Origin of the sequence: Microbacterium sp. ZW CA_36 (assembly GCF_044987475.1) — a bacterium.
GTDB lineage: Bacteria > Actinomycetota > Actinomycetes > Actinomycetales > Microbacteriaceae > Microbacterium.
On record NZ_JBJDRL010000037.1, the window covers coordinates 1 to 20430 of the forward strand.

Consider the following 20430-nt stretch of genomic DNA (forward strand, 5'->3'; position numbering starts at 1 on the left):
CCGCCGTGGTGCCCCTGCAGGCGGCCGACTGGGGGTCACGGCGGCGGCGCGCACCGCCGAGCCGACGTCACCGCGGCGGGGCACCGCCCCACGACGCCACGAGGTCGGCGGTGTCGTCGTCACCGCTGCTGCGCGCCTCGGCCACGCACGCCGCCGCTGCCCGCGCGAACACCTCGTCGAGGAGCACCGGGGCGCCGGACCGCGCCGACGCGACGGCTGCCTCCACCATCGCAAGGCTCCAGATGTTCGCGCGGATCTCACCCGACGGCAGCGGCCCGCCGTCCAGCGCCTGCAGGAACTCGGCGAGGGCGGCATCGAGCCCTTCCGCCTGCTCGACAGGCTGCAGCGTCTGCGGGGCGTCGTGGGCGTCCTGCGCACGGACCGCCTGCTCGCCGTCCCACTCGACCGAGCCGCCGGCCGCGCTCGCGCGCCAGGCGCCGTTCCACGACGTGGTGAGGCCGTCGGCGCACCAGCTTCCGGAGTACGCGAACCTCGCCCCATCGGTGAAGCGGAAGACCGCCTGGGCAGCGGCACCCCCGCGATACCAGCTCCACGGCGGCGAGAACTCCTCGCAGTAGACGGACGCCGGCTCACTGCCGAGGACGTATCGCGCCTGATCGAACGTGTGGATCGCCATGTCGATGAGCAGCGGCGAGTCCATCTCATCGCGGAAGCCGCCGAAACGCGGGTTCTGGAAGAACGCGGCGTCGAGCTGGCCCGCGCCGCCGTACGCCGCCACGGCGTCGCGGAACGCGCGCAGACCCGCCAGGTGTCGCCGCGACTGGCTGGTCGCGAGGAGGACTCCCTGCTGTTCGCTCACGGCGGCGAGGGCGAGGGCGTCCGCGACCGTCGGGGTCACCGGCTTCTCGCTGAGCACCGGCACACCGGCGCGCAGCGCCGCTTCACTGACCGCCCGGTGGGCCTCGGGGATCGTGACGTTGAGCAGCATGCTCGGCGGCTCCACGGCGGCGAACGCCTCGGCGACCGTGGCGACGCACGGGACGTCCCAGCCCCGCTCGCGCGCCGCCGCCTGCGCGGCGGCGACCGAGACGTCCACCAACGCGCTCACGCGCAGATCAGGGCGTCGCTCGATCACGTCCATCCAGGCGCGGCCCATCCCTCCCGCACCGACGAGGACGACCTCTCTCATGTCAGCACCTCGCCGTTCCACTCGCGAGGCGTGTCGAACTCGCCCGTGCGGTGCATCGTCAGGTGCGGAAGGTCCCGCGGCCGGTCCTGGAACGCCCATCCGGCCGCGTTGGCGAGGACCCGCTGGATCTCCGGCTGGTGGTAGACGGGGTAATCCTGATCGCCCGGAGAGAAGTAGAAGATGCGCCCGCGTCCGCGGGAGAAGGTCATCCCGGACCGGAACACTTCTCCCCCGCTGAAGCTGGAGACGAACACGAGCTCGTCGGGGGCGGGCACGTCGAAGAACTCGCCGTACATCTCCTGGGCGGGAATGACGATCGGATGCGGCACGCCGGCGGCGATCGGATGGTTCGGCGATACCGTCCACACCAGTTCGCGGTCATCCCCCTGCCGCCATCGGAGGCTGCACGTCGTCCCCATCAGACGGATGAAGATCTTGGAGAAGTGCCCGGAGTGGAGCACCACCAGCCCCATGCCGCCGAGGACGGCGCGATGAACCCGCTCCACCACGGCGTCGTCGACGGCGTCGTGTCGAACGTGCCCCCACCAGAAGAGCACATCGGTCTGCTCCAGGCGCTCGGCGCTCAGGCCGTGCTCCGGATCGTCGAGCGTCGCCGTATCGACGACGCTGTCGGGGCCGAGGAGCGAGCGCAGTCCGGCGGCGATCGTCTCGTGCATGCTGTCTGGGTACAGGCGGCGTGGCACCTCATCGTGCTTCTCATGGTGGTTCTCGCCCCACACCAGGACCCGGATGCCCCGCGTCTGCGTCATGCTGTCTCCTTCGCTTCGGTCGCGTCTACATCCCATGCCGTCCGGCCGGCCCGCGCCAGCAGGACGCGCCGGGGCCCCGCCAGGCGCACGCGTGTCTCGATCGGACGCTCCGCCGCCGAAGGGCCGGCCGAGAGTACCGCGACGCCGGGCTCGACGGCGAGCCTGTTGTCAGTGCCCGTCGCCGCGAGCCGGGCGGCCTCGAGGGTGAACCGCACGGTGCGTCGCGCGCCGGCGGGGACCGGGATGCGCGCGAAGCCCACCAGCTGGACATCCGGGCGGACGATCGGACCGGAGGGGAAGGACGCATACAGCTGCACGACCTCGATGGCATCCGCACCGTCGTTGCGCACGACAACCGCCACCTCCGCGGCGCCGCCGGTCGGCAGCACTGCCGGCGTCTCGATGCTCTCGTAGACGATCCGGCCAGGCGTCATCCCGAAGCCGAACGGGAACAGCGGCGTGGGGTCGGCGACGGTGATGCCGCGGTTGTGGCGACCGAGAGGCGGCTGCAAGTACGTGCCGGTCGCCTCGGGAGAACGCGGGATCTGGACGGGGAGCCGCCCGCTGGGCGCGATGCGGCCGGAGAGCACGCCGGCGACGGCCGCCGCACCGTCCGCACCCGGGAAGAATGCCTGCACGATCGCTCCCGCCTCGGTGTAATCGCCGAGCGCGTACGGGCGCCCCGAGACGACGACGAGCACTGTCGGCGTCCCGGTCGCCAGCACCGCACGGACCAGGTCGTCCTGGCGGCCCGGCAGCCGCAGGTGGGGCGCGTCGCACCCCTCGCCGGATGTCCCGGCCCCGAACAGGCCGGCGACATCGCCGACGACGAGTACGGCGACGTCGCTGTCGCGGGCGAGCGCGACCGCTTCGTCGATCCGCACCTCCTCGTCGCCGACGATCTCGCAGCCACGCTCGGAGCGGACCCGGGCGTGGCCCCACTCAGCGCGCACGGCGTCCTCGATCGTCGGGATGTCGATGCCCGGGGCGTGGCCGGGGTACTTGGTGAGCACGTGATTGGGGAACGCGTAGCAGCCGAGCAGACTGCGGTACTCCGTCGCGGCGGGGCCGATCAGCGCGATCCGTCGCGCTTCGGCGAGCGGCAGCATCCCATTGTCCCTCAGCAGGATGATCGACTCCTCGGCGAGCGCCGCAGAGATGGCGCGGTTGCGCGGGGTGTCCAGCAGCACATCCTCCGCTCCGTCGGGCACGACGGGCCCGCGATCGAGCAGGCCGGCTTCGATCTTGTGGCGGAGGTGACGCACCGCTGCGCGGTCGATGTCGCTCTCGTCCACGACACCCTCGCGCACGAGGCGCGGCAGTGCGGCGTACGCGACGGTCGAGGGCAGTTCCACGTCGACGCCGGCGCGGAGCGCGAGAGCACCGGCCGCGGGGCCGTCCGCGGCGACCCGGTGCATCGACACGAGGAAGGGCACGGCCCAGTAGTCGGCGACGACGGTCCCGTCGAAACCCCACTCGGTGCGCAGCACACCGTCGAGCAGCTGCCGGTTCGCGGTGCTCGGGATACCGTCGACATCGGTGTACGAGGTCATCACGCTGCGCGCACCGCCCTGGCGCAGCGCCGTCTCGAACGGCGGCAGCACGGTGTCGGCGAACTCCCGCGGTCCCATGCTCACCGGTCCGTGATTGCGCGCGGCCCGCGACGCCGCGTATCCGGCGAAGTGCTTCAGGGTGGCGACGACGCCCGCGCCCTCCAGACCGGCGACGTACGCCGCACCCAGCTGCCCGACCACGTAGGGGTCTTCGCCCAGGGTCTCCTCGACCCGACCCCACCGGTAGTCGCGCACGACGTCCAGGACGGGGGCGAGGCCTTGATGCACGCCGATCGCGCGCATGTCGTCGCCGATCGCCCGGGCCATGTCGCGCACGAGCTCCTCGTCGAATGTCGCCGCCCACGCCAGTGGCGTCGGGAAGGCCGTGGCTCCGAACGCCGCGAGGCCAGTGAGGCACTCCTCGTGGACGAGGGCCGGGATGCCGAGCCGCTGGTTCGCCACGACGCGATACTGCAGCTCGCGCAGTCGTGTGACGCCCTCGCGCACGCTCACCGGCGCGGTGCCGAACACGCGCGTGAGCTGACCGAGCCCGTGGGCGAAGGGATCGGTGCCCTCGGTCGCTAGACCGCCCTCCAGGGTCGGGGCGAAGTCGTCGGCGGCATCCGTCAGCCAGACGGAACCGAGTTGGGCGACCTTCTCCTCGAGGGTCAGTTCGTCGACGAGTGCCTGCGCGCGCTCACGCGCGCTCAGCGTCGTGTCCCGCCATCGACCCTGATCGATGACGTCGGCGTGCGCGCTCATCAGCCCTTGAACGCCCCATCCATGATGCCGGCGACCATTCGCCGGCCGACGAAGAAGAAGACGATGAGCAGCGGCAGCGTCGCCATGAAGGAGCCGCCCATCGTCAGCGCCAGGTCGATGGTGCGGTTGGCCTGCAGCTGCTTCAGTGCGATCTGCACCGTGAACAGCTCCGGCGATTTGAGCACGATGAACGGCCACATGAAGTCGTTCCACACCGCGGTGAAGGTGATGAGGCCCAGCACGAACGCGGCCGGCCGCACCACGGGGAAGCCGATGCGCCAGAAGATCTGCCAGCTGTTCGCCCCGTCGATCCGCGCCGCCTGCATGAGTTCGTCGCTCAGCGTCGTGGCCATGTGCTGACGCATCCAGAAGATGCCGAACGCGCTGGCGAGCCCGGGGACGATGATCGCCTGCAGAGTGTCGACCCAGTCGAGCCACGAGATGATCAGGTACTGCGGAATGACGCTGAGCTGCGCCGGCACCGTCATCGTCAGCAGCACGATCAGGAACAGCGCGTTGCGGCCGGGGAAGTGCATCTTCGCGAACGCGAATCCGGCGAGCGCGCAGAGCAGCGAGGCGATCACCGCGATGGCCAGCGACACGATCACGCTGTTCAGCAGCGACTGGAAGAACGGGACCGTCTCGAACACCTTGGCGGCGATCTCGAAGAAGTTGAATCCCGGGTACAGCCGCGGCGGGATCGAGGTGACCGCGGAGGCTCCCACCGATGCGATCACGAACATGTAGTACAGCGGGAAGACGCTGATGACGACCGCGACGATGAGCATGGCGTACACGGGCCAGGGCACGCGGCCCAGGCGTCCGCCGCGACGCGACGGTGTCTTCTCGGGCTGCGCGAGCGCCTCTTCCGGCGTCTGCGGAATGGCCTGGTCGATGACATTGGACATCAGCGTGCCCTCCGGGTGCGGGTGGTCAGGAAGAAGTTGATGAGCGAGACCACGACGACGATCACGAACAGTGCGACGCCGATGGCGGAGCCGTAGCCGAACTCGAACTGTCCGAAGCCCTGCTCGTAAAGGAAGAGGGCGAGCGTCTGACACTGCCGCCCGCCGCCGCAGGTGAGACCCGACTCGGGGGCGACCAGCAGCGGTTCGGTGAAGATCTGCAGCCCGCCGATGGTCGACATGATGACCGTGAAGATGATGATCGGGCGCAGCGACGGGATCGTCAGGTGGATGAACTGCTGCCAGTTCGATGCCCCGTCCACCGAGGCCGCCTCGTACATCTCCCGCGGCAGCGCCTGGAGACCGGCGAGGTACAGGAGGGTGTTGTAGCCGAACCACCGCCACATCACCATCGACGAGATCACGATCCACGAGCCGACCTGCGAGGCGAGGAAGTTGACTTCGCCGATCCCGAACCACCCGAGCACCCAGTTGATCAGCCCGAAGTTCTTGTCGAAGATCTGCGCGAACACCAGCGCCGTCGCGGCGACCGAGGTGATGTAGGGCACCAGCAGCGCCATGCGGAAGAAGTTCGCGAACTTCAGCATCGCGTGGTTCAGCAGGTGCGCGAGGCCGAGCGCCAGGAGCAGCTGCGGAATCGTCGAGATGAGGAAGATGCCGAAGGTGTTGACGAACGCGTTCCAGAACCGGGGGTCCTGGACGAGCCGCTCGAAGTTCGCCAGCCCGACGAACGTCTGCTCGCCGATCGGGTTCCAGTCGAAGAGCGCGACATAGAACGTGAAGAGCAGCGGGAAGAGGCCGAAGATCGCGAACAGCACGAAGAACGGCGCGATGTAGACGTAGGGCGCGATCCGCTCCGCGAGCGGGTGCCGGATCTTCCGGGAGGGTGGCCGGTCTCCCCGGCGGATCTTCTGGACGGGGATGGCGGTGGCGGTGGCGGTGGCGGTCATCTTCCTGCCTCGGTCGGGGCGGTGGCCCGGCCCATGGCCGGGCCACCGCTGGTCGGGTGGGGCTCAGCCCCCGATGGCGGCCTTCGCGCTGGCCACGCCGGTCTCCCAGGCGTCGGCCGGGTCGACGTTGCCGGCCTGCATGTCGACGAGCGCGTTGAGCAGGGCTCCGCCGATCGCGCTGGTGTCGGGGCCGTTGTAGAACGAGTTGAACTGCAGCACGGACTCGCTGATGGTGGCGCCGATGGCCGAGTCGCCGAAGAACGGGTCCGTGTAGCCCTTCACCTCGTCGCTCTCGAGCGCCGCCTCAGCCGCAGGGAAGGTTCCGGTCTGCGCGAAGTGCTCCGTCTGACCTTCCGGCGACAGCATCGTCTCGATGTACTGCCACGCCGCCGCCTTGTTGTCGGCGCGGGCGGGGATGGCGATGACGCTGCCGCCCCAGTTGCCGCCGATACCCGGGATGGACGCGATCCGCCAGTCGCCTTCCGTGTCGGGGGCGTCGTTCTTGAGCCCGGAGAGGATCCATGAGGGCGCCGTGGTCACCGCGAAGGCGCCGTTGGCCTTGCCCGGTGCCCAGCCCGACGACCATGCCGGGATGTTGGCGCTGATGCCGGCGTCGTACGCGCGCACGGCGACGTCGAACGCCTCCTCGACCTGTGGGTTGGTGTCGAAGATGAGCTCGCCGTCCGGGGAGTAGTACTTCTCCGTGACCTGGTTGACGGTGGAGAAGAACACCGACGTCTCGACGTTGTCTACGAACGGCTGGCCCGTGGCAGCCGTGTACTGCTCGCCCATGGCGATGAAGTCGTCCCACGACGACCACATCTGCGCGACCTCTGCCGGATCCGTCGGCAGGCCGGCCGCTTCGAAGAGATCGGCACGGTAGGCGAAGCTCAGGCCGCCCACATCGGTGGGGATGCCGATCAGCGAGCCGTCATCGGCGGTGGCGGCGTCGACCGCCCAGTCCAGGTAGTCGTCGCCGACATCGTCGCCGCCGAGCGTGCGCAGGTCGACGAAGTTGCCCGGGTTCTCCACGAACTTGGGCAGATCGTCGTTCTGGATCATCACGAGGTCGGGGACGCGGCCACCGGCGAGGGCCGCGGTCAGCGCGGTGGCGGTCTCGGTCGTGCTGCCGACCTCCGACAGCTTCACCTTGGCGTCGGGCATCTCCTCGAGGTAGCGATCGACCGAGTCCTTCTGGCCGATGCCGGTGAACGACCAGAACTCGAATTCGGCGTCGGGATCGTCGGAGCCGGAGCCCGATCCTCCCGAGCATCCGGACAGCACCAGCGCGAGTGCACCGACTGCTGCGATGGGCAGGGCCAGTTTGCGACGATTCACAACAGCTCCTCTTCTTCGGGGACATGTGGCTGCGGGAGGTTTGGCTCCGGTGCTGAGAGATCGATCTCTCAGCGATGGCCACAGTAGCCGCCCTACCGGGCCGGCGGCAACCCTGGAACGAATTCCCAGTGGCGCCCTGGTCGCACTCAGCCTCCATATCGGGCTGGTATCCGCGCGTCCGACCCGCGGAACGGCCCCCACCCATGCAATGATGGAGACGGCGAGAGAACGATCTTCTCCGTCATGCCCACGCTCACGGGGGGAGCCATGGTCAGACCCACCATCGTCGACGTCGCGCAGGCCGCCGGGGTCTCCCGCGCGACGGCCGCCCGCGTGCTCGCCGGCGCGACGAATGTGGACACCGCGATGGCGGCGGCCGTCGAGCGCGAGGCCCGGCGTCTGGGCTACGAGACGAACTTCGCCGCGCGAGTGCTGCGGGGCGGACGCGCCGGGGCGATCGGCCTCGTGATCGCCTTCGACGAGCTCGGAAGCCTGAGCGGCACCTTCTTCACGGCCGTGCTGAAGGGCGCGGCCAAGGGACTGTCGGCGGGCGAGGTGCAGCCCGTCCTCCTGCCCGCCGACCATGAGGACCTCGACCGGATTCCCCGCTTCCTGCGCTCCGGCGCCCTCGACGGGGCGATCGTGATCCTGCAGCACGAGATCACGCACCTGGTCGAGCGGCTCGCCGACTCCCCCGTGCCCATCGCGTGGGTGGGTCGCCCTCACGCCGACATCGGCCCGGATCCGATCGTCATCGATTCCGACAACTACGGCGGCGGCGTGCTGGCAGCGCGCGCTCTCGTCGAGGCGGGCCGCCGCTCGATCGGCATCATCACAGGCCCCCTCGATCTGGAGCAGGCACGCGAGCGCACGCGCGGATGGACCGACGAGCTCGCGCGGCACGGCCTGACGCCCGGGCCCATCGTGCATGGCGATTTCACGCTCGACAGCGGCACGGCCGCCATGGCGCGGCTGCTGCAGCGGGCACCCGATCTCGATGGGATCTTCGCCTCATCCGACCTGATGGCCGCCGGTGCCATCCGGGTGCTCCAGGCCGCGGGACGCCGCGTGCCGACCGACGTCTCGGTGGTCGGATTCGACGACGTCCTCATCGCGAGCACATCCGATCCGCCGCTGACCACCGTGCGCCAGCCGCTCGAGGAGATGGGGCGGGCTGCGGCCGACACGCTGATCGCCACCATCCGGGGCCTGCCCGCAGAGAAGGTCCAGGTGCTGCCGACGTCGATCGTGCGCCGGGAGTCGCTCTGAGCGTGATGCTCACCCGCACCACTGTGCATCTGCCACGCCGTCGATGCTTCGGACGGCACCGACAGGCGGGGTGCGCAGCCCCACGTACACTTGTCCCTCGTGACTGAACGCGTTCTCGTCAACCAGCTCAAGGGCCTCGCCGACGGCCCCGTCTCCGTCTCCGGATGGGTCGAGACCGTCCGCGACCAGAAGAAGGTGCAGTTCGTCATCCTTCGCGACGAGACCGGGGCGGTGCAGCTGGTCAATCCGGCGACCCGGCCCGCCGAGGACGGTTCGGCACAGGATGCCGGTGCACTGGCCCTCACTGACCTCATCTCGAACCTCGCCACGGGCACCTTCCTGACGGTCACGGGTGAGCTCAAGCACGACGAGCGCGTCAAGCTCGGCGGCGTCGAGATCAAGATCGGCGCGCTGGACGTCGCTGCCGCCGCCCTCCCCGAGACGCCCATCGCCGCCGACAGCGGCATGGACAAGCGCATGGACTGGCGATTCCTCGACCTCCGCCAGCGGCGCAACAACCTCATCTTCCGGGTGCAGACCACGCTCGAGCACGCTTTCCGCTCGTACTGGATCGAGCGCGACTACATCGAGGTGCACTCGCCGAAGCTGATGGCCTCGGCATCCGAGTCGAACGCGGAGCTGTTCTCGCTGGAGTACTTCGGCGACCAGACCGCCTACCTCGCGCAGTCGCCGCAGTTCTTCAAGCAGATGGCGCAGGTCGCCGGCTTCGGCAAGATCTTCGAGATCGCCCCCGCGTTCCGCGCCGACCCCTCGTTCACCTCGCGCCATGCGACCGAGTTCACGTCGATCGACGCCGAGATCAGCTGGATCGACTCGCACGAAGACGTCGCCCGCATGCAGGAGGAGCTTCTGCAGACGGCGTTCCAGGTGGTCAAGGACAAGCACGGCGCCGAGATCGAGGAGCTGTTCGGCCTCGAGGTGCAGGTGCCCGCCATCCCATTCCCGCGCATCCCGCTCGCCGAGGCGCGCGAGATCGTGAAGAGCCGGGGCTACGAGATCCCCCGCACCGACGGCGACCTCGACCCCGAGGGCGAGCGCCAGATCTCGGCGTACGTCGAGGAGACCTACGGCCACCAGTTCGTCTTCATCACCGACTACCACCCCGAGATCCGCGCGTTCTACCACATGCGCGACGAGGAGACCGGGCTCACCAAATCGTACGACCTGCTCTTCAAGGGCGTCGAGATCACCACGGGCGCGCAGCGCGAGCACCGTGTCGATGTGCTGATCGAGCAGGCGAAGGAGAAGGGTCTCGAGCCCGAGCACCTCGACTTCTACTTCGACTTCTTCCGCTACGGCGCCCCGCCCCACGGCGGGTTCGGCATGGGTCTTGCCCGCGTCATGATGCTGCTGCTCGGCGAGTCGTCGATCCGCGAGGTCACGTACCTGTTCCGCGGCCCGACGCGCCTCGCCCCGTAACAGATTTGGGGATCCCTTCGGGGATTTCCCCCTTGTGGCAGGCCTCCCAGCCGAGGATGCTGTGCGCGGTGACGGCTCATCGTCACCTCGCCGATCCATCTGCTGGGAGTCCTTGCATGCTTATTTCGAGTTCTCGACAGAAGCGAGCCGTGCTCGCCCTCGTCACCGCCACGGCGGCCGCCATCGCGGTCGTCTCCGCCGGGGCGCCCGCCGTCGCGGCCGGTCAGTCGTCGGTGGTCGCCACCGGCCTCGACAACCCCCGGCAGCTGTCCATCGGCGCCGGGGGCACCGTCTACGTCGCCGAGGCCGGCACGGGCGGAGACGGTGCCTGCCTTCCTAATCCGGAGGATCCGGAAGCGACGGTGTGCCTCGGCGACACGGGCGCTGTCACCGAGATCCGGCGAGGCACTCAGACGCGCGTCGTCACCGGCCTCCCGTCGCTCGCCGGGGCCGACGGCTCCGCTGCGTCGGGTCCCTCCGCAGTGAGCGTCCGCGGCAGCAACATCTCGGTGCTCATGGGCCTCGGCGGCAACCTCGAGACGCGCGCACTGCTCGGACCCGCCGGAGCTGAGCTCGGCACGATGCTCACCGGTCGCATCGGACAGGACCTGACCGTCGCCGAGGACGTCACCGCCTACGAAGCCGCCGTGAATCCCGACGGCGGGCTGGTCGACTCCAATCCCAACGGCTTCACCGACGTGAACAGCAAGCGCTGGACGATCGCCGACGCGGGCGCGAACGCGATCGTGACGATGGGCGGGAACCTCCCCGACCAGACGGTCGCCGTCCTCCCGCCGGCGATGGGAGTCCCGCCGTGGGGCGGCGACCCGATTCCCGCCGAATCGGTTCCGACGAACGTCGTCACCGGCCCCGACGGCGCGTACTACGTGTCGGAGCTTCTCGGCTTCCCCTTCCCCGTCGGCGAGTCCCGGATCTGGCGCGTCGTCCCCGGTCAGGCGCCGACCATCTACGCGACGGGCCTGAGCAACGTCACGAGCCTTGCGTGGCAGCACCAGACCCTCTACGCCGTGCAGCTGAGCGACAGCAGCTTCCTCGAGGGGAACCCGATCGGCTCGCTCCGCCAGGTGGTGCCGGGGTCGGAGCAGCACCCGGCGGTGCTGGACGGCCTGTTCGCCCCGTACGGCGTGGCGATCCACGGCACGACGGCGTATGTCAGCACCGGCTCCATCGCGGCCGGCGCCGGCGAGGTGCTGGCGGTCGACCTGCGCTGAGGTCCCCTTACAGCTGAGGACCAGCGCCCGGTTCGGGACCCCGTCTCGGGCCGGGCGCCGCGCGTGCGCAGCAGACGGCTGCCCGTGCACGATGGAACGCGCGCTCACGCGCCCTTCGCCCGATGCGGATGACTCCGTCGCGGCGCGGCTAGGGTGAAGCTCATGGGGATCGAGGGACTGCTCAACTTCCGCGACACGGGCGGGATGCCTCTGACCTCAGGCGGTGTCAGCCGCAGCGGCGTGCTCTACCGGTCGGCTGCTCTCAACGCGCTCACCGACGACGGGCTCGCGCAGCTCGCAGACTCGGCGGTCGGGGTGATCGCCGACTTCCGAACACCGATGGAGCAGCAGATGGCGCCCGACCGACTGCCCGTGTCGCGCTCCTTCCGGGTCGAATCGCTGGCCCTCCTGGAGGGCGCGCTCCCCCAGCCCGGCGTCGGCCACGAGGCGACGGCGACGCCGGAGTCGTTCGCGACCGTGCTGGCTCAGCTTCCCACGCTCGGCGAGCTGTACCTGTCGATGCTCGCCCAGGGCGCCGAGACGTTCGCGGGACTCGCGCGCCTCGTCGGCGCATCCACCGACGACGAGCCGACCGCGGTGCTCGTGCACTGCACCGCGGGCAAGGACCGCACCGGAGTCGCGGTCGCGCTCATGCTCGATGCCGCGGGCGCAGAGCGGGACGCCATCGTCGCCGACTACGCGTCCTCTCAGGCGAACCTGGCCGGACCGTGGGCCGAAAGCATGCTCGGCACCATCACCGCCATGGGCGTGCCAATCACCGACTCCCTGCGCACTCTGGTGACGGCGACTCCTCCCGCAGCGATCGAACAGGCGCTGACGTGGGTCGACGGCGAGGGCGGCGCCGCCGCTTACCTCCAGTCGGGTGGCCTCTCCGACGCGGAGCTCGACACGCTCCGCGCGCGGCTGACCGCGTGACCGCTCTCGTCGAGTATGCCGAGCGGGTTCGGATGACGCCGTGGGCGTCGCGCGGGGCGCCGGAGCGGAGAATCGAGATCAGCGCGCGGTGCTGAGCGCGGCACGCAGGCGGTCGGGCGACACACGCCAGTGGCCGTGCAGCTCTCCGTCGATGAGCACCACCGGGATCTTCTCCCACCACTGCGCGTAGAGCGCGGGGTCTTCGGCGATCGAGAGCTCCTCGACGTCGACGGCGTCCTCGGGCAGCTCGGCCACGACCGTCTCGACGACCTCGCGGGCGACGTCGCACAGGTGGCAGTCCGGCTTGCCGATGAGGGTGATCGTGGTCACGCGGGCTCTGCCGTCACGCCTCGACCGGGTAGCCGGCGGCGATCCACTCGTTTGTGCCGCCGTCGACGTTGGTGGCGTCGTAGCCACGCGCCTCGAGGGCCTCGACAACGCGGCCCGAACGGCCTCCGATCGCGCAGATGACGTCGAACGCGCCGTCGGGCAGTTCGTCGAGCCGGCCGCCGATCGCGGACATCGGGATGTTGACCGCCCCGGGCACGTGCCCGGCGGCGAACTCGTCGACCTCGCGCACGTCGATGAGCGGGGTGTCGGCGCGCTCACGCCGCTGCTGAACGGTGATGGACTTCATGTCGGCCTCTCGGGTCGCGGACTCCGCCGGGCGGAGCAGGCATACACGAAGCGCCCGTCCGAAGACAGGCGCTTGGTGCGGATGCCGCTTACTTCTTGTTGCGGCGCTGGTGGCGAGTCTTGCGAAGCAGCTTGCGGTGCTTCTTCTTCGCCATGCGCTTGCGGCGCTTCTTGATGACAGAACCCACGGAAAACCTCACTATGTCGGGGTCTGGGCGCGGCGTGTGCGGCGCCCGGGAACGGGCAGTTACGGAAAATGCCTCGGATCAGTCTAGCCGACGTCGGCGATCGGCCGTTGCAGGGCCGCGGTGACGGCGGACTCGGGGACCCGGTAGCTGCGTCCGAAGCGGACAGCGGGCAGCTCGCCGGAGTGCACCAGGCGGTACACCGTCATCTTCGACACGCGCATGAGCTCGGCGACCTCGGCGACCGTGAGGAAGCGCACATCGGACAGTTCAGCCATGTCGATTCCTTCCCCAGGAGTGCTGCACACACTCTAGAACGCGCGGGACCGGCGTGTAAACACGGTGCCTGTGTGAACGGCTGTGACTTCTGTGGCGGATGAGGCCGGTTCACGCATCGGCGCGCTGGCGCGCCTTGCGGTCGTGCGCTTCGCGCGCGGCCAGACGTTCGAGCTTGCGCGCGTCGCGCAGCGCCTTCTCGGCCTGCCGCACCGCCTTCTGCGCCTCGCGGAACTTCTTGTCGTCGGCGATGTCGGCATCGTCGAGCGTGACCCACTGCTTGCGCTCGCCCCGCCGGCCTTCGGCTGCGGCGGCGATGTAGGCGGCGACCCCGTCGAGGCCGCGCTCCAGCGCGAAGGAGAACGGGTCCGAGTCGTCCAGGAACGCACCCGCCTCGATCGCGGCCCGCAGTGAGGGGTACGCCTCGGCGGTGATGAGCGCCCGGAACATCGCATCCTCGTTGCGGGCGATCGTGTCGCTGCCGACACCCTGCTCGCGTTCCACGCGCGCATACCCGGCGAGCACCGTGCCCGCCCAGTGCGCCGTGCCCGTGACCAGGAGCATCACGGCCAACCGCTCCTCGTAGGTCAGCGGCGTCTCGTCGAGCGCGCTGATCCCGGCATCCATCCACGCTGCGCTGTTGGGAGTGGCCGGAACGCCCGAGATCGGGATGTCGAGGACCCAGGGGTGCCGCAGGTAATGCTGCAGCTGCTCGCCGAACAGCGCCTCCAGGCGCTCACGCCAGCCGCCCGCCTCCCGCGTCGCCTCCGAAGGCGACCCGGTGGCCTCCTCCTGCATGAGCAGCACGAGGTCTTCCTTCGCGGTGACGTACCGGTACAGCGACATGGGCGTGAACCCGAGTTTCGCCGCGACCGCCGCCATCGACACGGCGCCCAGGCCCTCGGCATCCGCGATCTCCATCGCCGCCTCGACGATGCGCTCGACGCTCATCTCGCGCTTGGGACCCCGCTGCGGACTGGCGGCGACGCCCCATGCGAGGGCGATGCCCCGCGGAAGCTCGGGCTCGACGGCGTCGGTCATCCCGTCAGTCTAAGACTGTTTATGAGGTAAACAGTGTGTTACCGTCATAAACAGTTAATGCTGTACACAGTTTCGCCCATACACAGATCTCTGAGAGGAAGTCCCATGCCCGACCGCACCGCTCCGCCGGTCATCGTCGTCGAGGGCCTGCGAAAGACGTTCGGCCGCCAGCACGTGCTCGACGGTCTCGACCTCCACGTCGCCCGTGGCGAGGTCTTCGCGCTCCTGGGCCCGAACGGCGCCGGCAAGACCACGACCATCAACATCCTCACGACGCTCGTCCACCCCGACGCCGGCACCGCCACGGTCGCGGGCGTCGATGTGGCGCGTGCTCCCGAGCAGGTCAAGCGCCGCATCAGCCTGACCGGCCAGGCCGCCGCCGTGGACGACGTCCTCACCGGCACCGAGAACGTCGTCATGATGGGCCGCCTGTCGGGGCTCTCCCGGCGCTCGGCCCGCAGACGCGCCGCGGAGCTGCTCGAGCGCTTCGGACTGACGGATGCCGCATCCCGCCGCGTCGGCACCTACTCGGGGGGCATGCGCCGACGGCTCGACCTGGCGCTCAGCTTCGTCGTCACGCCCGAGGTGCTGTTCCTCGACGAGCCGACGACGGGGCTCGACACTCGCAGCCGCCGTGAACTGTGGGACGTCATCCGCTCGCTCGCCGACGCGGGGACCACGGTCTTCCTCACCACGCAGTATCTCGAGGAGGCAGACCAGCTGGCCGACCGCATCGCCGTGCTCGACGGCGGCCGCGTGGTCGCCACCGGAACCGCCGCGCAGCTGAAGTCCCGCATCGGCGGCGACACGGTCGAGCTGCACGACGCGCACGGCGAGCTCGTCCGCGAAGTCGCCACCGACGGCTCGGTGACCGGTCTGCGCCGGGCGCTCGACGTGCTCGACGAGTCGGGCGCCGAGGGCGTCGTCACGCTGCGGCGACCGAGCCTCGACGACGTGTTCCTCGCACTCACCACCCCCGACGGCCGCGGCGAGCGCGCCGACGCCCGCCGGGCCGACACCATGAAGGAGATCGCATGACCACCGTGACCGCCTCGCCGACCCTCCCCGCGCTGCGTCCGCGGGTGACCGGCCTCACCGCCGAGGGTGTCTTCGTCGGGCGCAGCCTTCTACACTCGCTGCGCGACGGCGAATCGCTGCTGATGGCGATCCTGCTGCCGGTGATGCTCATGCTGATGTTCACGTGGGTCTTCGGCGGGGCGATCGACCCCACCGGCGACTACGTCAACTACGTCGTGCCGGGCGTGATACTCACGTGCGCCGGCTTCGGCGCCGCCTCCACCGCCGTTTACGTCGCAGGCGATATGAAGGCCGGCATCATCGACCGGTTCCGGACGATGCCCGTGCGCGCGAGCGCCGTGCTCACCGGACACGTCGTGGCGAGTCTGCTGCGCAACCTGTTCGCGACAGCGATCGTGATCGGCGTCGCACTGCTCGTGGGGTTCCGTCCGACGGCGGGCTTGTGGGGCTGGCTCGGCGCGGTCGCGGTGATCGCGCTCTGGATCCTCGCGATCACGTACCTGTTCGCGGCGATCGGGCTCGCCTCCGGCAGCCCCGAGGGCGCCAACGGCTACGGGTTCATCATCCTGTTCCTGCCGTATCTCTCGAGCGCGTACGTGCCGGTCGACACGATGCCCGAGTGGCTCCAGGGCGTCGCGGAGTACCAGCCGGTGACTCCGATCATCGAGACGATCCGCGGCCTCCTGATGGGAGCGCCCGTCGACGACACCGTCGGGTGGGCGATCGCCTGGTGCCTCGGGATCCTCGTCGTCTCGTTCGTCTGGGGTGCCTGGCTGTTCCGCCGCAAGGCCGGGCGCCGGTAGAGCCCGTCCCGCTGCGCGGGGTCATCCTCCCCCGGGTCCGGTCGTTGAGCGAGCTTGCGAGTCGAAACGCAGATGACGAAACGCCCGAGCAGACGACAGAGGTCGACTCGGCGCGTTTCGTCTCGTCGCTGCGCTCCTCGCTCAACGACCGGACGACGACTCAGCGGCCGGGGAGGCGCTTGAAGGCGTTCTCGAGAGCGTGCTTGGCCGAGGCGGCGGCTCGTCCGACGACTTCGGCCGCATGGGCGGCCGAGTCGGGCAGCGCCACGGCCACCCCTTCGCCGGCCTCGCCGCCGTCGCCGTCGAGGAACGGCACGAGCCAGTCGTCGACCTCGTCCAGCGGTGCGGCCGAGAGGCTGTAGTAGCGATGCTGCCCCTCCTCGCGCACCGAGACCAGGTGCGCCTCGCGCAGCACCTTGAGGTGCTTCGAGACCGTCGGCTGGCTGGCGCCGAGCTCTGTGACGATGTGCGACACGCTGGTGCCGCGCTCTCCGGCGGATGATCGATCGAGCAGCAGTCGCAGGATGTCGCGACGTGTTCCGTCCGCGATCACGTCGAAGATGTCCGCCATGTGCTCAGATTAGTCGGGAGCCCCGCGGAGTACCATGACTGGGGTCTTGGAGAAGGGGGCGACGCATGACGACGGACCCGGCCGGGTCGCTCGTGCGGCGCATCCCGTCGATGCTGCGACGGCTGTGGGATCAGCTGCGCAATCTGACCACCACCTCGCCCGCGCGATTCGCGGTGCTGGTGTTCGTGTCGCTGATCCTGGTCTTCACGGCGCTGCTGTCTCTGCCCGCCGCGTCCGCGGACGGCCGCCGGCTGCCGCTCGCCGACGCGGTGTTCACCGCGGTCTCGACCATCTGCGTCACCGGCCTGTCCACGGTCGACATCGCATCCACGTTCTCGCCACTGGGCAAGGTCATCATCTTCATCGGCGTGAACATCGGCGGGATGGGCGTCCTCACCCTGGCGTCGATCCTCGGCCTCGTGATCTCGAAGCGCCTCGGGCTGCGGGCGAAGCTCATCGCCGCGAGCGACACCAATCCCATGCGCGCCCACGCCGGACCCGTCAACGAGAGCCAGACGGTCCGCCTCGGCGAGGTCGGCCAGCTGCTGCGCACGGTCGCACTCTCGACCCTCCTCATCGAGGCGCTCGTCGCGATCGCCCTGTATCCGTCGCTCCTGCTCGCCGGCATCCGGCCGCTGGAGGCCCTCTGGGAGGCCCCGTTCTACGCGGCGATGGCGTTCACCAACACGGGCTTCACGCCCAATCCGGGCGGACTGGAGCCGTTCGCCGACGACTACTTCCTGCTGACGGTGCTGATGGTCGGCGTGTTCCTCGGCAGCATCGGCTTCCCCGTAATCTACGCCCTGTGGAAGCACGTGTGGGACGTCCGCCGCTGGCCGCTGCACACGAAGCTCACGATGATCACCACGGTGCTCTTGTTCTTCGCCGGCGCGGCGGCCTTCCTCGCGCTCGAGTACAACAACCCGAAGACCTTCGGGTCGATGGATGCCTGGGACACCACGTTCCAGGCATTCTTCCTGTCGGCGATGACCAGGTCCGGCGGCTTCGCCGTCGTCGACATCGGCGAGCTCCACGGCTCGTCACTCATCGTCGGCTGCATGCTCATGTTCGTCGGCGGCGGCTCGGCTTCGACGGCGGGCGGCATCAAGGTGACGACGCTCGCCGTGCTCGCACTGGCCGTGTTCTCCGAGGCCAAGGGTCGCCCGTCGGTTCAGGCGTTCGGCCGGCGCATCCCGAGCGACGTGCAGCGCGTCGCCCTCTCCGTGGTCGCGTGGGGGGCGACGATCGTCGCACTCTCCACGATCGTGATCTCCCAGATCTCGCAGGAGCAGGTGTCGGACGTCCTGTTCGACGTCATCTCGGCCTTCGGGACCGTGGGCCTCTCCACCGGCCTGACGGCCGAGCTGTCGGATCCGGCCGTCTATGTGATGGCCCTGACGATCTTCATGGGCCGCATTGGTACAGTGACTCTCGCCGCGGCCGTGGCCGCGACATCCCGTTCGCAGCTCTACTCGCTGCCCGTGGAAAGGCCCATCGTTGGTTGAGCGGATGAGGGGCGACGCGCCCGTTCTCGTGATCGGACTGGGGCGCTTCGGCGCCGCGTGCGCGGGTGAGCTCGATCGGCTCGATCGCGAGGTGCTCGCGATCGACGACAGTCTCGATCTCGTGCAGAAGTGGTCGGAGCGCGTCACGCACACGGTGCAGGCCGACGCCCGCAACATCGACGCGCTCAAGCAGATCGGTGCGCAGGACTTCCAGGTCGCCGTCGTCGCCGTCGGCTCGTCGATCGAGGCGTCGGTGCTCATCACCGCGAACCTGGTCGACCTCAAGGTGCCGCAGATCTGGGCGAAGGCGGTTTCGCAGTCGCACGGCAAGATCCTCGCCCGCGTCGGGGCGAACCACGTCATCTACCCCGAGCGCGAGGCCGGTGAGCGCGTCGCCCATCTGGTCAGCGGCCGCATGCTCGACTTCATCCGCTTCGACGACGACTTCGCCCTCGCCAAGCTGTACCCGCCGAAGTTCATCCGCGGCGTCGGCCTCAACGAGTCCGGCGTGCGCACCAAGTACAACGTCACCGTGGTGGGCGTGAAGAGCCCGGGCAAGCCCTTCCGCTACGCCGAGGCGAACACCGTGGTCACCAACCACGACCTGATCATCGTCTCGGGCACCAACTCCGACATCGAGCGCTTCGCCTCGCTCGAGCGCTGACGCGGCCCTCTGTCGGATGTCCCCGCCCCGCGGCATACTCGCGGCATGACAGAGCGGAACACGACGGATGCCGCCGCCCGGCGATGGGTCGACGCGTACGAGAACGCATGGAAGACGAATGAGCCCGCCGACATCCGGGGCCTCTTCACCGACGATGCCGTGTACTTCACCCAGCCCTGGGGTGAACCGTGGGCCGGGGCCGACGCCATCGTCGCCGGCTGGCTCGAGGCGCGCGACGAGCCCGGCACGTACGAGTTCGAGTGGGAGATCGCGGGCGTCGACGGCGACCGCGTGTTCGTGGACGGCCGCACGGTCTACGCCCCTGACGACGAGCTGCCCGACGGCCGCGTCTACCGCAACCTGTGGGTGATCGACCTCGACGAGGAAGGGCGGGCCCGCGCGTTCACCGAGTGGTACATGAAGCAGCCTCGAGACTGACCCGCCGCGGATCGCGTGCCCGCCGCGGATCGCGTGCCCGCGTGCACGCTCAACCGCCCTGGGCGAGCTCCTTCGCGCGCGCGAGCGCCGCGTCCGTCGCCCGGGCGAACACCTCGTCGAGCTTCGCGTCCTGCAGCACGGCGACGGCCCGCTCCGTGGTGCCCTTCGGGCTCGTGACGCGTCGGCGGAGCGCCGCCGGGTCGTCTTCGGAGGCCTCGAGCAGCGCGGCGGCGCCGATGAACGTCTGCTCCGCCAGCAGCTGCGACTCCGCCGGCGAGAAACCCTTGCCGACGGCGGCCTTGGTGAACTCCTCCACGAGGAGGAAGAAGTAGGCGGGACCCGAACCCGAGATCGTCGACAGCGCGTCGATCTGCGCCTCGGGCACCTCGACGACGGCGCCGACGGTCTCGAAGAGCCGCCGGACCGTGGCGACCGCATCGGCGTCTGCCTGCGACCCTGCCGCGAGCCCGGTGACGCCGCGCCCCACGAGGGCGGGCGTGTTCGGCATCGAGCGCAGCACTGCGACGCCGCCGAGGAGCTGCTCGAACGTCGCGATCGTGACCCCCGCGGCGAGGCTCACGACGATGGCGCCGGGCCGCAGCGACGGGGCGATCTCCCGCAGCAGATCGGGGACCATCGGGGGCTTCACTCCCACGAGCACGACGTCGGCGGCGGCTGCGGCATCCGTGTTCGCGGTCGGGTTCGCCTCCAGCGCGACGCTGGTCACGCCGTCGAGCCCGTCGAGCTCGGCGGCCTTCGCGCGCGAACGGTTCGTGGTCGTCACTCCCCCGCCGGCGAGGCCGGAGCGAGAGAGGCCGCGCGCGATCGCGCCGCCCATCGAGCCGGCGCCGAGGATCGCGATGGGCGGAAGGGCGGTGAGGTCAGCAGGCATGGCGTCATCCTACGAGCGCTGAGCACAGCGCTCTCGGACTTAACACTTGACTTAT

Annotated in this window: 22 protein-coding genes; 9 read left to right on the forward strand and 13 right to left on the reverse strand. The window is 69.7% G+C overall.

Features of this window, described 5'->3' with window-relative positions; all coding sequences use genetic code 11:
- Positions 1–67 precede the first annotated feature (67 nt).
- The 6 genes from ACI3KX_RS14850 to ACI3KX_RS14875 all read right to left on the reverse strand — a co-directional run bounded on the left by ACI3KX_RS14850 (position 68) and on the right by ACI3KX_RS14875 (position 7449).
- Positions 68–1150 (reverse strand): Gfo/Idh/MocA family protein, encoded by a 1083-nt coding sequence (locus ACI3KX_RS14850; protein WP_404910224.1) that lies wholly within the window; start codon positions 1148–1150, stop codon positions 68–70.
- A complete protein-coding gene (locus tag ACI3KX_RS14855) occupies positions 1147–1920 on the reverse strand; it encodes a ThuA domain-containing protein (RefSeq protein ID WP_349428604.1) in 774 nt (257 codons plus the stop codon). The genes ACI3KX_RS14850 and ACI3KX_RS14855 overlap by 4 nt, the downstream gene beginning before the upstream one ends.
- Positions 1917–4235, reverse strand: a complete 2319-nt coding sequence (locus tag ACI3KX_RS14860; RefSeq protein ID WP_404910225.1) for a beta-glucosidase — start codon at positions 4233–4235, stop codon at positions 1917–1919. Before ACI3KX_RS14860 ends, ACI3KX_RS14855 begins: the two co-directional genes overlap by 4 nt.
- Positions 4235–5143 carry a carbohydrate ABC transporter permease gene (locus tag ACI3KX_RS14865; RefSeq protein WP_404910226.1) on the reverse strand — a complete coding sequence of 303 codons (909 nt, stop codon included), beginning with the start codon at positions 5141–5143 and terminating at the stop codon, positions 4235–4237. The genes ACI3KX_RS14860 and ACI3KX_RS14865 overlap by 1 nt, the downstream gene beginning before the upstream one ends.
- Complete coding sequence (locus ACI3KX_RS14870) at positions 5143–6111, reverse strand: carbohydrate ABC transporter permease (RefSeq protein ID WP_404910227.1); 969 nt, start codon at positions 6109–6111, stop codon at positions 5143–5145. The genes ACI3KX_RS14865 and ACI3KX_RS14870 overlap by 1 nt, the downstream gene beginning before the upstream one ends.
- 63 nt (positions 6112–6174) lie before the next feature.
- On the reverse strand, positions 6175–7449 hold the full coding sequence (locus tag ACI3KX_RS14875) for an ABC transporter substrate-binding protein (RefSeq protein ID WP_404910228.1): 1275 nt from the start codon (positions 7447–7449) through the stop codon (positions 6175–6177).
- A 267-nt stretch (positions 7450–7716) separates the two neighbouring features.
- On the opposite strand from ACI3KX_RS14875, the gene ACI3KX_RS14880 reads away from it, so the two are divergent.
- The 4 genes from ACI3KX_RS14880 (at position 7717) to ACI3KX_RS14895 (ending at position 12326) form a co-directional block, all read left to right on the forward strand.
- Positions 7717–8718, forward strand: coding sequence for a LacI family DNA-binding transcriptional regulator (locus tag ACI3KX_RS14880; RefSeq protein WP_404910229.1), 1002 nt, complete (start codon positions 7717–7719; stop codon positions 8716–8718).
- Positions 8719–8817: 99 nt separating this feature from the next.
- On the forward strand, positions 8818–10158 hold the full coding sequence (gene aspS, locus ACI3KX_RS14885) for an aspartate--tRNA(Asn) ligase (protein ID WP_404910230.1): 1341 nt from the start codon (positions 8818–8820) through the stop codon (positions 10156–10158).
- A 149-nt stretch (positions 10159–10307) separates the two neighbouring features.
- Positions 10308–11390, forward strand: coding sequence for a ScyD/ScyE family protein (locus ACI3KX_RS14890; protein ID WP_404910231.1), 1083 nt, complete (start codon positions 10308–10310; stop codon positions 11388–11390).
- A gap of 162 nt (positions 11391–11552) precedes the next feature.
- Positions 11553–12326 carry a tyrosine-protein phosphatase gene (locus ACI3KX_RS14895; RefSeq protein WP_404910232.1) on the forward strand — a complete coding sequence of 258 codons (774 nt, stop codon included), beginning with the start codon at positions 11553–11555 and terminating at the stop codon, positions 12324–12326.
- A 78-nt stretch (positions 12327–12404) separates the two neighbouring features.
- On the opposite strand, the gene ACI3KX_RS14900 is transcribed toward ACI3KX_RS14895, so the two are convergent.
- The 5 genes from ACI3KX_RS14900 to ACI3KX_RS14920 all read right to left on the reverse strand — a co-directional run bounded on the left by ACI3KX_RS14900 (position 12405) and on the right by ACI3KX_RS14920 (position 14464).
- Positions 12405–12656 (reverse strand): glutaredoxin family protein, encoded by a 252-nt coding sequence (locus tag ACI3KX_RS14900; RefSeq protein WP_363354304.1) that lies wholly within the window; start codon positions 12654–12656, stop codon positions 12405–12407.
- 13 nt (positions 12657–12669) lie between these two features.
- Entirely contained in the window at positions 12670–12963 is a 294-nt protein-coding gene (locus ACI3KX_RS14905) for a rhodanese-like domain-containing protein (RefSeq protein ID WP_404910233.1), read from the reverse strand.
- An 88-nt stretch (positions 12964–13051) separates the two neighbouring features.
- Complete coding sequence (locus ACI3KX_RS14910; protein WP_003792170.1) at positions 13052–13150, reverse strand: 30S ribosomal protein bS22; 99 nt, start codon at positions 13148–13150, stop codon at positions 13052–13054.
- An 83-nt stretch (positions 13151–13233) separates the two neighbouring features.
- Entirely contained in the window at positions 13234–13425 is a 192-nt protein-coding gene (locus ACI3KX_RS14915) for a helix-turn-helix domain-containing protein (protein ID WP_404910234.1), read from the reverse strand.
- Positions 13426–13534: 109 nt separating this feature from the next.
- Entirely contained in the window at positions 13535–14464 is a 930-nt protein-coding gene (locus ACI3KX_RS14920) for a TetR/AcrR family transcriptional regulator (protein ID WP_349428615.1), read from the reverse strand.
- A 105-nt stretch (positions 14465–14569) separates the two neighbouring features.
- On the opposite strand from ACI3KX_RS14920, the gene ACI3KX_RS14925 reads away from it, so the two are divergent.
- Positions 14570–15502 (forward strand): ATP-binding cassette domain-containing protein, encoded by a 933-nt coding sequence (locus ACI3KX_RS14925; RefSeq protein WP_349428616.1) that lies wholly within the window; start codon positions 14570–14572, stop codon positions 15500–15502.
- A complete protein-coding gene (locus tag ACI3KX_RS14930; protein WP_404910235.1) occupies positions 15499–16305 on the forward strand; it encodes an ABC transporter permease in 807 nt (268 codons plus the stop codon). The genes ACI3KX_RS14925 and ACI3KX_RS14930 overlap by 4 nt, the downstream gene beginning before the upstream one ends.
- A gap of 160 nt (positions 16306–16465) precedes the next feature.
- Here ACI3KX_RS14930 and ACI3KX_RS14935 read toward each other — a convergent pair whose 3' ends face one another.
- Entirely contained in the window at positions 16466–16876 is a 411-nt protein-coding gene (locus tag ACI3KX_RS14935; RefSeq protein WP_349428618.1) for a metalloregulator ArsR/SmtB family transcription factor, read from the reverse strand.
- A 65-nt stretch (positions 16877–16941) separates the two neighbouring features.
- Between ACI3KX_RS14935 and ACI3KX_RS14940 the strand changes: the two genes are divergently transcribed.
- The 3 genes from ACI3KX_RS14940 to ACI3KX_RS14950 are packed head-to-tail and all read left to right on the forward strand — an operon-like array spanning position 16942 to position 19483.
- A complete protein-coding gene (locus ACI3KX_RS14940) occupies positions 16942–18381 on the forward strand; it encodes a TrkH family potassium uptake protein (RefSeq protein WP_404910236.1) in 1440 nt (479 codons plus the stop codon).
- 4 nt (positions 18382–18385) lie between these two features.
- Positions 18386–19045, forward strand: a complete 660-nt coding sequence (locus ACI3KX_RS14945) for a potassium channel family protein (RefSeq protein ID WP_404910237.1) — start codon at positions 18386–18388, stop codon at positions 19043–19045.
- A gap of 45 nt (positions 19046–19090) precedes the next feature.
- Positions 19091–19483 carry a YybH family protein gene (locus tag ACI3KX_RS14950; protein WP_404910238.1) on the forward strand — a complete coding sequence of 131 codons (393 nt, stop codon included), beginning with the start codon at positions 19091–19093 and terminating at the stop codon, positions 19481–19483.
- Positions 19484–19532: 49 nt separating this feature from the next.
- Here the strand turns inward: ACI3KX_RS14950 and proC are convergent, their stop codons facing one another.
- Positions 19533–20375 (reverse strand): pyrroline-5-carboxylate reductase, encoded by an 843-nt coding sequence (gene proC / locus ACI3KX_RS14955; protein WP_404910239.1) that lies wholly within the window; start codon positions 20373–20375, stop codon positions 19533–19535.
- Positions 20376–20430: the final 55 nt, after the last annotated feature.